The 14,528-nt window shown below is 55.9% G+C and carries 15 protein-coding genes; 7 read left to right on the plus strand and 8 right to left on the minus strand.

What is annotated here, in order from left to right; genetic code table 11:
- Nucleotides 1-12 precede the first annotated feature (12 nt).
- The 7 genes from hpf to ABO_RS02890 all read right to left on the minus strand — a co-directional run bounded on the left by hpf (nucleotide 13) and on the right by ABO_RS02890 (nucleotide 5,346).
- A complete protein-coding gene (gene hpf, locus ABO_RS02860; RefSeq protein WP_011587837.1) occupies nucleotides 13-312 on the minus strand; it encodes a ribosome hibernation-promoting factor, HPF/YfiA family in 300 nt (99 codons plus the stop codon).
- Nucleotides 313-422: 110 nt separating this feature from the next.
- Entirely contained in the window at nucleotides 423-1,886 is a 1,464-nt protein-coding gene (locus ABO_RS02865) for an RNA polymerase factor sigma-54 (protein WP_035460588.1), read from the minus strand.
- A 137-nt stretch (nucleotides 1,887-2,023) separates the two neighbouring features.
- Nucleotides 2,024-2,749, minus strand: coding sequence for an LPS export ABC transporter ATP-binding protein (lptB, locus tag ABO_RS02870; RefSeq protein WP_011587839.1), 726 nt, complete (start codon nucleotides 2,747-2,749; stop codon nucleotides 2,024-2,026).
- A complete protein-coding gene (lptA, locus tag ABO_RS02875; protein WP_011587840.1) occupies nucleotides 2,746-3,345 on the minus strand; it encodes a lipopolysaccharide transport periplasmic protein LptA in 600 nt (199 codons plus the stop codon). The genes lptB and lptA overlap by 4 nt, the downstream gene beginning before the upstream one ends.
- Nucleotides 3,320-3,877: an LPS export ABC transporter periplasmic protein LptC gene (lptC, locus tag ABO_RS02880; protein ID WP_011587841.1), complete on the minus strand. Its 558-nt coding sequence runs from the start codon at nucleotides 3,875-3,877 to the stop codon at nucleotides 3,320-3,322. Before lptC ends, lptA begins: the two co-directional genes overlap by 26 nt.
- Entirely contained in the window at nucleotides 3,874-4,377 is a 504-nt protein-coding gene (locus ABO_RS02885; protein ID WP_011587842.1) for a KdsC family phosphatase, read from the minus strand. The genes lptC and ABO_RS02885 overlap by 4 nt, the downstream gene beginning before the upstream one ends.
- Nucleotides 4,378-5,346 (minus strand): KpsF/GutQ family sugar-phosphate isomerase, encoded by a 969-nt coding sequence (locus ABO_RS02890; protein ID WP_011587843.1) that lies wholly within the window; start codon nucleotides 5,344-5,346, stop codon nucleotides 4,378-4,380.
- 208 nt (nucleotides 5,347-5,554) lie between these two features.
- Here ABO_RS02890 and ABO_RS02895 point away from each other — a divergent pair, with 208 nt between their 5' ends.
- From ABO_RS02895 to ABO_RS02925, 7 genes are all read left to right on the plus strand, one after another.
- On the plus strand, nucleotides 5,555-6,202 hold the full coding sequence (locus ABO_RS02895) for an MlaC/ttg2D family ABC transporter substrate-binding protein (protein ID WP_011587844.1): 648 nt from the start codon (nucleotides 5,555-5,557) through the stop codon (nucleotides 6,200-6,202).
- A gap of 174 nt (nucleotides 6,203-6,376) precedes the next feature.
- On the plus strand, nucleotides 6,377-6,631 hold the full coding sequence (locus ABO_RS02900; protein WP_011587845.1) for a BolA family protein: 255 nt from the start codon (nucleotides 6,377-6,379) through the stop codon (nucleotides 6,629-6,631).
- A gap of 52 nt (nucleotides 6,632-6,683) precedes the next feature.
- On the plus strand, nucleotides 6,684-7,946 hold the full coding sequence (gene murA / locus ABO_RS02905; protein WP_011587846.1) for a UDP-N-acetylglucosamine 1-carboxyvinyltransferase: 1,263 nt from the start codon (nucleotides 6,684-6,686) through the stop codon (nucleotides 7,944-7,946).
- A gap of 17 nt (nucleotides 7,947-7,963) precedes the next feature.
- Nucleotides 7,964-8,608, plus strand: coding sequence for an ATP phosphoribosyltransferase (gene hisG / locus ABO_RS02910; protein ID WP_011587847.1), 645 nt, complete (start codon nucleotides 7,964-7,966; stop codon nucleotides 8,606-8,608).
- 173 nt (nucleotides 8,609-8,781) lie between these two features.
- Complete coding sequence (hisD, locus tag ABO_RS02915) at nucleotides 8,782-10,083, plus strand: histidinol dehydrogenase (RefSeq protein ID WP_011587848.1); 1,302 nt, start codon at nucleotides 8,782-8,784, stop codon at nucleotides 10,081-10,083.
- A 65-nt stretch (nucleotides 10,084-10,148) separates the two neighbouring features.
- The gene (gene hisC / locus ABO_RS02920; RefSeq protein WP_011587849.1) at nucleotides 10,149-11,276 is read left to right on the plus strand and encodes a histidinol-phosphate transaminase; all 1,128 of its coding nucleotides are present in this window, start codon (nucleotides 10,149-10,151) and stop codon (nucleotides 11,274-11,276) included.
- A 214-nt stretch (nucleotides 11,277-11,490) separates the two neighbouring features.
- The gene (locus ABO_RS02925) at nucleotides 11,491-13,089 is read left to right on the plus strand and encodes a DUF4139 domain-containing protein (RefSeq protein ID WP_011587850.1); all 1,599 of its coding nucleotides are present in this window, start codon (nucleotides 11,491-11,493) and stop codon (nucleotides 13,087-13,089) included.
- 163 nt (nucleotides 13,090-13,252) lie between these two features.
- Here the strand turns inward: ABO_RS02925 and ABO_RS02930 are convergent, their stop codons facing one another.
- Nucleotides 13,253-14,350, minus strand: a complete 1,098-nt coding sequence (locus ABO_RS02930; protein ID WP_011587851.1) for a trypsin-like peptidase domain-containing protein — start codon at nucleotides 14,348-14,350, stop codon at nucleotides 13,253-13,255.
- Nucleotides 14,351-14,528 lie beyond the last annotated feature (178 nt).

The following is a 14,528-nucleotide window of genomic DNA, read 5'->3' on the forward strand; positions in this document are numbered from 1 at the left end:
TGTCGCTTTGGGTTAGTGACCGTGCTTGTGGCTGACGGCTTTTTCTTTGTGTTTAAGAATCTGACGATCCAATTTGTCCGTCAGTTTATCGATCGCAGCATACATGTCATCTGCCTCAGCGGTGGCAAAGACATCGGCCCCGGAAATATGAATTGTGGACTCGGCTTTGTGGCTTTTGGGTTCCGGGGAAAGAATCACCTGGATGCTGGTAATTTGGTCGAAATGGCGCTCAAGGCGGGAAAATTTATCTCCCACATAAGTGCGCAAGGCATCGGTAATTTCCAGGTGATGACCGCTGATATTAATTTGCATGGCTGGCTCCTTTACCTGTTTGAGAAACCCGGGATAAAGACCTTGTTTATTCAGCCTTTCAGGCTGGCCTCGCAAGGTTTTCCCCGCGTTCCTGGGTCCGTTCTGGCGCTCTACACTAAACGTTTACGGGCGCTAGAAGACGGTATTCTCATCGCTTCTCTGTATTTGGCGACGGTCCGGCGCGCTACATTGATTCCCTGCTCATTGAGCAAGCTCGCCAGCTTGTTATCACTGAGTGGCTTGCGGGGATTCTCTGCAGCGACCAGTTTCTTAATAATGGCACGAATAGCAGTGGAGGAACACTCACCGCCGCCGTCGGTTCCCACATGACTGGAAAAGAAATATTTCAGCTCAAAGACGCCGCGTGGTGTCATCATGTATTTCTGATTGGTGACCCGGCTGATGGTTGACTCATGCATTTCAACAGCATCGGCAATATCCGCCAAAACCAGGGGTTTCATGGCTTCATCGCCATAATCGAAGAACCCTTGTTGCACGTCCACGATGCGGGTGGCCACCTTGAGCAAAGTGTCGTGGCGGCTTTGCAGGCTCTTGATGAACCATTTCGCTTCTTGAACGCAATTGCGCAAATATTGCCCGTCTTCACCGCTGGTGGTACGGGCAATGCTCGCGTATTGCTGTTGCAGGTTGACCCGCGGAAGGACGTCGTCGTTTAGGCTCACCTGCCAGCGACCTTGATGTTGGCGGACGATCACGTCAGGAACGGCGTAGTCCACTTGAGGTTCGCCAATTTGCTCACCGGGGGCTGGGTCCAGGGTGCGCAGTAGGGATAAAGCCTCTAGAAGGACCTCTTCAGAGAGTTGAAGGGTGCGGCGCAGTGCGGTGTAATCGTGCTTTTCTAGTAGGTTCAGATGTTCCAGTAGGGCAGAGGCTTCGTCGCGCAATGGGGTGTCCGCTGGCAGTTGGCGCAGCTGGACGCCGAGGCAGTCAGCTAGGTTGACGCTGGCGACGCCCACCGGGTCGAACTGTTGCAACCGGTGCTGCACGGCAAGCACTTCATCGTGCTCCAGTTCGTCTCCTTCGGTGAGTAGGTCTGGCTGGGCATTCACCATGTCGACGATATCGCTTAGGGGGGCAGTGATGTAACCACGGTCGTCCAGGGACTCGATAATCGTTATGGCGATTATCCGGTCTACATCGCTCATGGGGGTGAGGTTTAGCTGCCAGAGCAAGTGGTCCTGTAAGTTGCCGGAAACGGCGTGTCGTTGCTGCCATTCGTCGGCATCGTCGGGGAGTGCGGCGCTGTTGCTGGTGCTCTGGCCGGAATAGACGTCATCCCATTCGGTTTCCACCTCGGGCTCGTCTTGTATCAGTTCTTCTAGGGCGTTATCACGGTCGGTGTCGAGCTCTTCATCCTGACGTTCTTCGTCATGCTCGGGGAGGGCATCGTCACCGAAATCGTCTGCCAATTCCAGCAGGGGGTTGCTCTCTACTGCTTGCTGGATTTCCTGGCGCAGGTCTAAAGTGGATAGCTGCAAGAGGCGAATGGCCTGCTGCAGCTGCGGTGTCATGGTGAGCTGCTGGCCAATTTGTAATTGTAGTGTGGGCTTCATACTGCTCAGTATTCTGCTAGTCCCCAAAAAACCCAGGATAGCAGTCTATCTACACGCTAAGCAATATTTGTGCCAGGTGAAACTGTGTGCTAGGGATGACCGCAAGTCACAATAGAAGAGAGGATTTGCGGCGGACCTTATAGTCTGAAATCGGCGCCCAGATAGACGTCTCGCACTTGTTGGTTGGCAAGGATAATATCCGCGTCACCGGAGGCGATGATGTGGCCAGCGCTGACGATATAAGCGGTGTCACAGATATCCAGGGTCTCGCGTACATTGTGGTCGGTGATTAAGACGCCGATGCCGCGTTCTTTGAGGTGGCGAATGATGCCTTTGATGTCGTTAACCGAGATGGGGTCAACGCCAGCAAAAGGTTCGTCCAGCAGAATGAAGTCAGGGTCTGTGGCCAAGCCTCGGGCGATTTCCGCGCGGCGGCGCTCGCCGCCGGACAGGCTCATCCCCAGCGAATCGCGGATGTGCCCGATGTGGAATTCCTTGAGCAGGCCTTCCATGCGCTCGTGGCGTTCTGCTTTGCTAAGCTCCTTGCGGGTTTCTAGGATGGCCATGATGTTCTCTTCCACCGTTAGACGGCGAAAGATACTGGCTTCTTGAGGCAGGTAGCCAATCCCCCGCTGGGCGCGACCGTGCATAGGCAGGTGGGTAATGTCCGTGTCGTTGATTTCAATGCGACCGGCATCGGCCTCCACTAGCCCAACAATCATGTAGAAGCAGGTGGTTTTGCCGGCCCCATTGGGCCCCAGTAGCCCGACAATTTGGCCGGCTTCTACATCCAGGGAAACGTCTTCGATAACCCGGCGACCCTTGTAGCTTTTTGCTAGGTGATGGGCGCGTAAATGGCTCATGGTGTGTTGGGCTCCGCCTTAGGTGATGCGCTGTCGCTGCCTTCACTTTGGGTGTCGTTTGGGTTGCTGTTATTCGCTTCAATATTCGCGTCGACAGGGGCATTGGTTGTCTGGTTTTCGGCGGGGATTACCAGCCGCACCCGTTGGTCACCTTCACTGCTGGCGTCCACTCGCTTGGAGTCTAGGCTGTATTCTACCTTGGCGCCCTCGAAAGTGTTGCCCTGGTGTTCGATGTAGGCATCGCCGGTCAGGACCAAGGTGCGAGCTTTAATATTGTAAACCAGATTTTCAGCGTGGGCGTTAAGGCCTTCACCCTCTTCCATGCGCACCGGGGTGCCGGTAGCTTCCACCCGAACCAGCTCGCTATTTTGGGTGAACATGCGCATTTCATCGGCAAACAGTTTGCGCTTGCCTTGAATCAGTTCCACGTTGCCGCTGTACACGCCGCTGCCGGCACTCTGCTCGAAACGACCGTTGTCTGCCGTGACCTGGATCGTGCCTTCCATGGGGGCGGCCTGAACGCCCAAGGGGAAAGCTATAAGCAATGCCAGTACGGCGAGATTGCAGGTGCTATGAAGCCGGTGCTTCAAATTCACTCTTTACTCCTTGTTTTAGTTCCAGAACGCCCTTGTTGAGATCTGCTTCCAGGGCGCCAGCACGGGTCTGGCCGGAGTCAAACCGCATTTCTACGTCGCCGGGGGTGGTGGCGATGTTAGTGTCGCTGTTGAAATGCAGTTCTTCTGTATTCACGGTCATTTTCTGGATCGGATTATTCACATTGACCTTGCCAAGAAAAGAGATCAGGTCGCCGTCTTCTTGCACGATGCCTTGCTCGCTAGTGATGGTCCAGCTGCCTTTGTCGTTGGCCATGATCAGTACTGGGGCTTGCATCTTGGTGAGCGGATTGTGGTCGAACTGCACTAAACTGTCCGCAGTTAAGTGGTACTGCAGGCTACCATCTTTTTCGCTGAAGGCTCGCGCGCTAACCTGGTCAGCAATGATTGCCGGTGCCATAGCCACCGCATTGTCTTGGCCAGGCAGAGCGCTGTCCCACTCGTGCAGGGTCATCAGCATCACCAGCCCCAGCAGCAGAATGCCGGTGGCACTTAATAGCCCCTGACGTTTCATGCCGGGCTCCGCAGGGCAAGAATGGCGTCACAGATTTCCCGTACCGCACCCTCTCCACCGCGACGGACAGTGATGTGATTTGCCGCATTTTTGGCGCAGTCGTGGGCGTTGTTTGGGGCAAAACTCAGTTGCGCCCAGAGCAAGGCACTAACGTCAGGTTCGTCGTCACCAGCGTAGCCGGTTTCACTGGCGCGCATGTTCAGCGAGTCAGCCAGAGCTTCCAAGGCGACGCCCTTGTCTTCGCGGCCTTGAATAACATGCTTGATGCCCAGGTCCGCTGCGCGTTTGGCCACCATGGGCGAGTTGCGCCCGGTAATGATAGCTAGGGTGACGCCGCTGGCCGCCAGCTTTTTCAGGCCGTGGCCATCCAGGGTATTGAAAACTTTCAGCTCTTCGCCGTTGGGGCCAAACAGCAGACGGCCATCGGTCATCACACCATCCACGTCAAACGCCATCAAGCGCAAGTTCTGGACATCTATAGGGGGCAGTTGCATGGCCATTTACACTACTCCCGCGCGCAGTAGGTCTTGCATGTTGAAAGCGCCGAGCGGTTTGCCATCACTGTCACAAACCATTAAGCCGTTAATCTTGCGGTTTTCCATGATTTGTAAAGCTTCAGCGGCTAGATGACCTTGGGCAATGGTGATTGGATCAGAAACCATAACCTCGGCAATGGTGGCTTTTCGAATATCGATGTCCCGGTCGAGGATGCGGCGCAAGTCACCATCAGTAAAAATGCCGGCTAGAGTGCCGTCTGTGTGGGTGATGGCGGTCATCCCCAGGCCTTTATGGGTCATTTCCAGTAGGGCTTCGCTAAGCGAGGTGGTAGTGCTGACCACGGGAAGCTGCTCACCAGTGTGCATGATGTCATCCACTTTCAATAGCAGGCGCCGGCCTAGGCTGCCTCCGGGATGGCTGAGGGCAAAGTCTTCCGGTGTGAAGCCGCGGGCTTCTAACAGGGCAATAGCCAAGGCATCGCCCATGGCCAGCGCGGCGGTGGTCGAAGAAGTCGGTGCCAGATTATGGGGGCAGGCCTCTTCCGCTACGGCCACGGTCAGATGTACATCTGACAGTTGCGCTAATGCAGATTGTGGGCGCCCGGTCATGCCGACCAAGGCGGTGCCCTTACGTTTGATGACCGGTAATATGGCCAGCACTTCGGCGGTTTCGCCGGAGTTGGACAGTGCCAGTACCACGTCGTCAGCGGTAATCATGCCCAAATCACCATGGGAGGCTTCGCCAGGGTGAACAAAAAAAGAGGGGGTGCCGGTGCTGGCAAGGGTGGCGGCTAGCTTGCTGCCTACGTGCCCGCTTTTGCCCATGCCGGTGACGATGACGCGGCCTTTGGCGTTCAGCATCAGGTCGCAGGCGGCGCAAAAGCTGGTGTCCAGGCTGTCTTTCAGAGCATCCACGGCCCGGGCTTCGATTTCTAGTACCCGTTGGCCAACGCTGATGTGGTTGTGGCTCATGCGCTCTCCTTGATATTGGCGGCGATTATACACGTGTTGTGGCCTCCACGTTGACCCGTAATCGGTAACTCGATCGCGTTGAAGGGAACCGCCTTGCACTCTGTGACTCCAATAAAAGCACTGAGGTTCAGTGTGTTGCGGTTGTTGATCACTGGACAGCAGGTAAAGAACACCGTAAAACCGCCGAAGACTAAATAGGGAGTAATCTATGCATTTACAATGGTATATGGCCGCCTGGCTTCGCGTCGGGTTGGTGGTCATGCTGACCGCAATGGCAGCACTGGTCCAGGCCCAGAGTGATCCTCGCCAGGTGGTGGCGGATGCAGTGGAGCGCATGACGTCTCGTGTTGAGGCGGAGCGAGAGACGTTGAAAGCCGATCCGGATAGGGCCAAAGAGCTGGTGCGTGAAGAGCTGGCGGATCTGGTGGATTTCAAGCGCATCACCCGCATGGTCATGGGCGATTACTTTGGGCCGTCTAGCAAGGAGCAGAAATACCGGTTTTTGGATGTCTTCAAAAACAGCTTAATCAACACCTATGCGTCCGGCATTACCCTGTATGACGGACAGAAAATCGACATCTTGCCAATGCAGGATGGCGATCGTAAAGGCGATTACGCCCGAGTGCGCATGGAAGTGAAGACTAACTCCGGCCAGGTGGTGCCCATCTACTACACCCTATTCTTGCGTGATGATCAGTGGAGGGTAATCAATGTGTACGTGAATGGTCTGGATCTGCGAGACACTTTCAAAAGCCAGTTCGCCCAAGGCATGCAACAGTACAATGATATCGACAAAGTGGTCGATAACTGGTCTGCGGATGCCAAAATTGATGCGGGCCTAAAAGAAGAAGGCTAGCAGGGTAAATAATCTTGCTGCGCTGGGGCCGTGGATGGTGTTGGGGACGGTGCCGCCGTGGTAAGGGGCAACGCGCTCGCGTATTATTGCGCCCTTGATAACAATTTTGATGGAGCGGCCCCGGGCCGCTCCAATGCTGTTTGGGCCTGGCGAAGGCCCTGATGAGGAGTAAAGATGAATCCGGAAGACGTAATCACGCTGGTAGAAGCTGGTTTTGAGAGTGCCGACGTGGCAGTGGAAGGCGGCGGTGACCGGTTCCAGATTCGCGTGGTGTCGGAGGCCTTTAGTGGCTTGATGCCGGTAAAGCGGCAGCAGATGGTGTATGCCACCATCGACGAGCAGATTAAAAGTAACACTATCCATGCCGTGCAGATCATTACTTTTACTCCGGCGGAGTGGGAAAAAGCCCAGAATCAGGGCCTGTCCTGACCCCGGCCTTTGGCTGAACGGGTTGGAAGAAAGAAACCATTAGAGACAGTTCATGGATAAATTGATCATCACCGGTGGCCAGCGGTTGGACGGCGACATTCGCATTTCTGGGGCCAAGAATGCGGCGCTGCCGATTCTGGCAGCCACTTTGTTGGCTGACGAGCCGGTAACGGTGGGCAACCTGCCGCATTTGCAGGACGTGACCACCCTGATCGAATTGTTGGGCCGGATGGGTGTCCATGTGGTGATCGATGACCGCATGAACGTGGAAGTGAACGCCACCACCATCAAGGAATTGACGGCCCCCTATGAGCTGGTGAAAACCATGCGTGCCTCGATTCTGGTGCTGGGTCCCATGGTTGCGCATTTTGGTAAAGCATCGGTATCGCTGCCCGGCGGTTGTGCTATTGGCTCGCGGCCGGTGGATATTCACCTGCGTGGCTTGGAGGCCATGGGCGCGGATATCGAGGTGACTAACGGTTATGTGAATGCTTCTGTGGATGGCCGGCTCAAAGGAGCACGCATCGTCATGGATGTGGTCACCGTAACTGGTACCGAAAACTTGATGATGGCCGCGGCGCTGGCCGAAGGGACTACCTATCTTGAAAACGCAGCCCGTGAGCCTGAAGTGGTGGATCTGGCCGATTTCATCAATGCCATGGGCGGCAAGATCAGCGGTGCCGGCACCGATACCATTACCATCGAAGGGGTGGAACGCCTGACCGGATGTCATCATCAGGTGATTGCCGATCGCATCGAAACCGGTACCTACCTGATTGCCGCGGCCATTACTGGTGGGCGCATTAAGACTAAAGACACGGTGCCGGGTACCCTTGATGCCGTACTGCAGAAACTGGAAGAAGCTGGTGCGAAGATTACTACCGGTGACGATTGGATTGAGCTGGATATGCAAGGCCGTCGCCCGAAGGCGGTGTCGTTGCGCACAGCCCCATACCCGGCCATGCCCACTGACATGCAGGCCCAGTTCATGGCCCTGAATCTAGTGGCCGAAGGCACCGGTACTATTGTTGAAACCATTTTTGAAAATCGTTTTATGCACGTGCAGGAAATGAACCGCATGGGCGCGGATATCGAGGTGCAAGGCAATACGGCTATTTGCCGTGGCGTGGAGCAACTCACTGGAGCACCGGTGATGGCCACGGATTTGCGCGCCTCTGCTTCACTGGTTATTGCGGCATTGGCCGCGTCCGGTGAAACCACCGTGGACCGTATTTACCATATTGATCGCGGTTATGAGTGTATCGAAGAGAAACTGCAATCGCTGGGCGCGATCATCCGTCGCGTACCACGCTGACCGGATCGGGACCTGTGATGAGTAAGCCATTGACCATCGCCCTTTCTAAAGGGCGCATTCTCAAGGAAACCCTGCCGCTGCTGAAAGCCGCAGGCATTGAGCTGCTGGAAGACCCGGCAGCGTCGCGCAAGCTGATTTTTGACACCACCCGAGACGATGTAAAAATTATCATCATTCGCGCCACGGACGTCCCCCCCTATGTGCAGCATGGTGCGGCGGATATTGGTGTGGCCGGAAAAGACGTGCTCATGGAGCATGGCGGTGACGGGGTGTTTGAGCCAGTGGATCTGGATATTGCTCGCTGCAAATTGATGGTGGCAGCTATGAAGGATGCTCCGGAAACCGGTAGCCGGCTGCGCGTAGCCACTAAATTTGTAAACGTGGCCAAAGCCTACTACGCCCAGCAGGGCAAGCAGGCGGAAGTGATTAAGCTATACGGCGCGATGGAACTGGCCCCGTTAGTGGGGCTGGCGGACCGCATTGTGGATATCGTTGATACCGGCAACACGTTGCGTGCTAATGGGCTAGAACCCACAGAGCTAATTGCCCATATTTCTACCCGGGTGATTGTTAATCGCGCCAGCATGAAAACTCGCCATAGTGATATCCAAACGATTTTGGACAAGCTGGTAGAGGCGGTAGCCTCTCGCAAGGCAGGTTAAAGGCCTTTCATCATAGATCGCATAGCGTAAACAGCTAAAAATATACCTGTTTGATGTGATGTTGAGCGAGAGGTTTTGCTTATCTTTGCGATAGAAAAAGCGTCGCTTTTTTTCCGTGAACCCTGAGCCCTCTGTGGTAAAAATAGATTCTGACTTTTAAAACGGTGCCAACCATGGAAACCACCTGGCTTAACGCCCAAGATGCGGATTTCGATGCCAAGCTCGCCGCGCTAACCGCCTGGTCGGAAGAGCGTGACGAAGAGGTGGCGCATCGTGTGCGCGGCATCCTCAAGGGTGTGGCCCAGCGTGGCGACGTGGCACTGGTGGAGTACACCAACCGCTTTGACCGTCGTGATGTGTCGGCCATGGATGAGCTGGTAGTGGATCAGGCTCAGTTGCAGGCCGCGCTGGCGCGTATTCCCGCTGAACAACGCGAAGCCCTGGAGGCGGCCGCTGATCGTGTGCGTCGCTACCATGAAAAGCAGAAACAGGATTCCTGGCACTACCGGGAAGCGGACGGCACCTTGCTGGGCCAGCAGGTGACGCCTTTGGATCGGGCCGGTATTTATGTGCCCGGCGGTAAAGCCGCGTACCCCAGCTCAGTATTAATGAATGCGCTACCGGCAAAGGTGGCGGGTGTCGGCGAGATCATAATGGTATCGCCTGCCCCAGAGGGCATCATCAATGACATGGTGCTGGCGGCGGCGGCTATTGCGGGTGTCGACAAGCTCTTTACTCTGGGCGGCGGGCAAGCGGTGGCCGCTTTGGCCTACGGTACAGAGACGGTGCCGGCGGTGGATAAAATTGTCGGCCCCGGCAATATCTATGTGGCCGAAGCCAAACGGCAGGTGTTTGGCAAAGTAGGCATCGACATGATTGCCGGCCCTTCGGAAATTTTGGTGGTCTGTGACGGCAAGACCAACCCGGACTGGATTGCCATGGATCTGTTTTCTCAGGCTGAGCATGATGAGGAAGCTCAGGCCATTTTGGTGTCACCGGACGCCGATTTTTTGAAGCAGGTTGCGCAGTCCATGGAAACCTTGGCCGCGACTCTGGAGCGGGAAACCATTATTCGCACGTCCATGAAGCACCGGGGGGCGTTGATTCAGGTGAAGGATCTGGATCAGGCCATCGAAATCGCCAACCGCATTGCTTCTGAGCATCTGGAATTATCCATTGATGACGCGGAGCAATGGGCGAAAAAAGTTCGCCATGCCGGTGCGATTTTTCTGGGTCGCCACACTCCCGAAGCGTTGGGTGATTACTGCGCCGGGCCGAACCACGTGCTGCCTACGAGTGCCACCGCCCGCTTTTCTTCGCCATTGGGTGTGTACGATTTTCAGAAACGCAGTTCGCTGATTGGCTGCTCCCCGGAAGGGGCTAGCAGTCTTGCAAAAATTGCCTCTCCGCTTGCCCGTGGCGAAAGCCTCACGGCCCATGCCCGCAGTGCGGAATATAGAATCAAGAAACGCTAACACGCCTCACGCATCACGTTTCCACGGGTGATGCGTGTTGCCTGATGCATGCAGGCGGAATACGTATGAGTAAATATTGGAGCGACTTCGTTCACCATTTGGAGCCTTACGTTCCCGGCGAGCAGCCGAAGATGGACAAGTTAGTGAAGTTAAATACCAACGAGCACCCGCTGGGTCCGTCGCCGAAGGTAATCGAGGCGATTCGGGGCGAAGTGGACGATCGGCTGCGGCTGTATCCGGACCCGGATAGCAGCCAGCTGAAGCAGGCCATCGCCGACTATTATTCCGGCCTGGGCTATGGGATAAAGCGTTCTCAGGTGTTCGTTGGCAATGGCTCCGACGAAGTGCTGGCGCATTTGTTCATGGGCTTTTTCAAACAGCATCAGCCGCTACTTTTCCCAGATATCACCTATAGTTTCTACAAGGTCTATTGCGGCCTGTATCAAATCGACTATCAGCCTGTGCCGCTCGATGATGCTCTGGGTATTGCGGTGGACGATTATCTAGAAGGCGACAAGCCACGCGCAAATGGTGGCATCATCTTCCCTAACCCTAATGCGCCCACCGGTAAGCTGTTGCCGCTGAGTGAAATTGAGCGTTTGTTGCAGGCGAATACGCAAACCCTGGTGGTTATCGATGAGGCCTATATCGACTTTGCCGGCCCCCAAGGGCAGGGCGGCGCTACGGCCATCGCTTTGGTAAACCGCTACCCGAACCTGTTGGTGACTCAGACTTTGTCAAAATCCCGCTCTCTGGCGGGTTTGCGTATCGGCTTGGCGATTGGTGATGGCGCGCTGATTGATGGGCTAAATCGGATTAAAGACAGCTTCAATTCCTATCCGTTGGATCGTCTGGCCATTGCCGCTGGCGTGGCCGCGTTTAAAGATCAGGAGTGGTTCGAAAAAGGCTGTGAGCAAGTAATCATGCAGCGCGAGTGGCTCAACGAGCAGCTCGGGCAGCGAGGTTTTGAGAGCTTGCCGTCGGCGGCCAACTTTCTTTTCACTCGCCACGAGCAGCATAGTGGGCTCTCTCTGGCCCAGGGTTTGCGCGAGCAAGGCATTATTGTGCGTCATTTTGGCAAGCCTGAGCGTATCGCTGACTACCTGAGAATCACTATTGGCACGCCTGAGCAAAATCAGGCGTTGATTGTGGCTTTAGATGGGTTGATTTCAAAGTGGAAAAACGCCGGGTAATTTTTTGCTGAAATTACATAAAGAGGCCGTGCCCAAACTTTGGGCGCGGCCTCTTTATGTAAAGGAGTAACATTGCAGCTTACTCGCTTTTGAGCTTTTAGCAGGGAAGACGCCTCAACCCCGGTCGCTTAGGCTGGCAGAGTCTCGCCTGCTTGAACCTTTCCCCTTACCTGCGGTACTAACAGGTATTCGCCCAACGGTAAGGCTCCTAAAAATGAAACGTGTGTTACTGCTTACTTGCGCCCTGATTCCGCTTTCTCTTTTCGCTGCCGACTTTGCGGTCACCGCGCCGGTGAATAAGGCCGTGTTGTTTCCTGCTCAGGCGCATCTTACTCGCACTTTTAGTCAGGCCTTGCCCGCCGGTGAGCACCAGTTGGTGGTGAAGGGGTTGCCTGAGTTGGATCTGGATAGTCTGCAAGTGGCGGTTAACGGCGCTGAGTTGCTGGCAATCCGGCAAGGGTTTGCCGTTGGGGACGTGGATGTATCAGCTCACCGGGCTGAGTTGGAGGCGGCAATTCGCAAGCTGGAGCAGGCCATGGCCGAAGCCAAGGCAGCCGATGATCTTGATCAACAGCAAATCAATCACCTTCAATCCCTGATGGGCCAGGCACCTCAAGGACAGGCCGTGTTTGCCCAGGTGCCGGTAGAAAAATGGGCCAGCGCCTGGGAGTCCATTGGCAAAGCGGTGACGCAACGGCAAACAGCTATCAACCAGCGGGCGGAGATTCGGCATGGGCAGCAGCAGGAGTTGGATGCCCTTCGTCAGGAGCGTCAGCTGCTGGGCCAGGGGCAGACTCGTAGCCGCCAGTTGATACTGACCGTGGCGGCTCCTAACAAGTCCACCGCGCAGGTGGAACTTGCCTATTTTACTGGCCAGGCCGGTTGGCAGAATCAGTTGCGTGTAGATCTGGATAGCGGCAACGAGACCGTAGCGGTGACCGGCATTGCCCAGATTCACAACCGTACCGGTGAGGACTGGCAGAATGTCAGTGCCACCCTAGGGTTAGTGCCCGCCGGTTATCGCCCCCTCCCGGATCTGCACCCTTGGCTGGTACGCCTGGCGACACCACAGCCGGCGATGCGTAAGTCATCGTTGCATTCCGTAATGGCGGAATCTGCGGCCTATGAGACAGATATGGCTCAGCGTATCCAGGCGATGCCCGTGGCAGCGCCTGTGGCGCACGGTTTTGATATGCGTGTACCGCTTTCAGCGCCGCTCAATCTGGCCAGTGGTGACGCTACCGCGCGGCTTCCTTATCAGCAGGCGGCGCTGCCGGTAACTTTGACCCGCGAAAGTTACTTATGGCAGCAGCCGGCAGTGTTACTGGTGGGGGAGTGGCAGAACTCCAGCCCGCTGCCCTGGTTGCCCGGTCACGTTACCCTGTTGCGTGATGGCCAACGCTTGGCCCGTTATTACCGCGGCAACAGTATTAAGCAGGGCGAGCACGTGAAGATGAGTTTCGGTGATGATCCGCGCTTGCAGATTGCGGTGGTGCGCGAACCCTCACAGCAAGGAGAGGTGGGCTTGATCAATAAAGAAAGCACGCTCTCTGCGTTGAAGAATATTACTCTGTCGTCCCATTACGATAAGGCCGTGACGGTGAATTTGTTGGATCGACTTCCGGTCGCCGGAAACGACAATATTACTATCACAGCCAAGGGCAAGGCCGCAGATGCCAAGGATGTGAGTGGCGTGAAAGGACTGCAACGATGGCAGTTCACCTTGCCCGCCGGGGGCGAAGAAAGCCTCAAACAAGGTTTCGAAATTCGCTACCCTGAAGATGCAATTCTGAGCGGTGTAGAGGGCTTGTGAGGAAAGTTCAACGTTGAAAAATGAAACGGATAAGGGTGTAGAGGCTACGTTTTAAGCCAGCAGACCGCGCCCAACGTTAAAAAGTTTGAGCGCGGCCTGCTGGCGTTACCTGTTGGCACTAAACGAACAGGCTATGTCTATGCGCATTTCAGCCTTCAACTCTTTAATCGGTTTCCGCTGGTGGGCGGGTACCAATGACCACGTCTACGGATACCGGCTGACGGTTACGGATAACCTCTAGCGTCACCTTGTCATCAGGCTTCATACCCGCGATCCGATTCATCGCTTCATAGCCATCGGCCATGATGTCACCGTTGATACCCACTAGCACATCACCGGGCTGCAAGCCGCCTTTATGGGCAGGGCTATCGACTACCACCTCGGTTACTACGCCTCCGCGCACGTCTTCCACGCCAAAGCTTTCAGCTAGCGAGGGCGTCATATCCTGCACGGTGACGCCCAAGTAACCGCGAATCACTCGGCCGTGGTCAATCAAATCGTCCATCACTTCTCTGGCAATGGATGCAGGGGTGGCAAAGCCGATGCCCTGCCAGCTACCGTCGGCGGAGAGGATGGCGGTATTGATACCGATCAAATGGCCGCGGGTATCGATCAGTGCACCGCCGGAGTTGCCTCGGTTAATGGCCGCGTCGGTCTGGATAAAGTTTTCGAAGGTGGCGATCCCCAAATGGCTGCGGCCGGTGGCGCTGACAATGCCCATGGAGACGGTCTGGCCCACGCCCAGCGGGTTGCCGATGGCCAGTACCACGTCGCCGACCTGTACCGGGCCATTGCCGTTGAGTTCCACTTCGGGCAAGTTTTCCAAAGCAATATGCAGCAGTGCCAGGTCCGTTTCCGAGTCTGTGCCCACCACCCGGGCAGGAGCATCACGGCCATCGCGCAAGGCCACCAGAATTTCATCGGCATCGCGTATCACATGATAACTGGTCAGCACATAGCCGCTATCATCGACAATCACCCCTGAGCCTAGGCTGCTCAGGGCGCGTTCGCGGCGGGGCTGTTCCATGAATCGATTGAACAGGGGGTCTTTGGCCACCTCTTCATTGGTAATAATCTGGGTGGTATAGATGTTCACCACTGCTGGGGCCGCATGGTTCACCGCACCAGCGTAGCTGGCCACGCCGGTGTCATGCTGTGCCGGTGCGGCGTTTGGGCCCCACTGGTACCACCAGAGGGCGACAAGGCCGACGGCTAGGCCGGTGAGCACCGGGCCGGCCAGAAAACGAAGCAGTTTGATCACCGGTAATGCCCTCGTTATGCGGTTCCCCTTTTCGTGAGTAGCCTGGTGAAGGGCCTCTGCGAGACAAGTGTGGGGTCAGATAGGTAAACTGCGCGCAATAGTAGAACCTGTGAAGGGCGATTGCTACCACCCGCTGACTGCTACAAACGGCCGCACGCCCCCTATTGCTATGCTCTCG

This window comes from Alcanivorax borkumensis SK2, from assembly GCF_000009365.1.
Taxonomy (GTDB): Bacteria; Pseudomonadota; Gammaproteobacteria; order Pseudomonadales; family Alcanivoracaceae; genus Alcanivorax; species Alcanivorax borkumensis.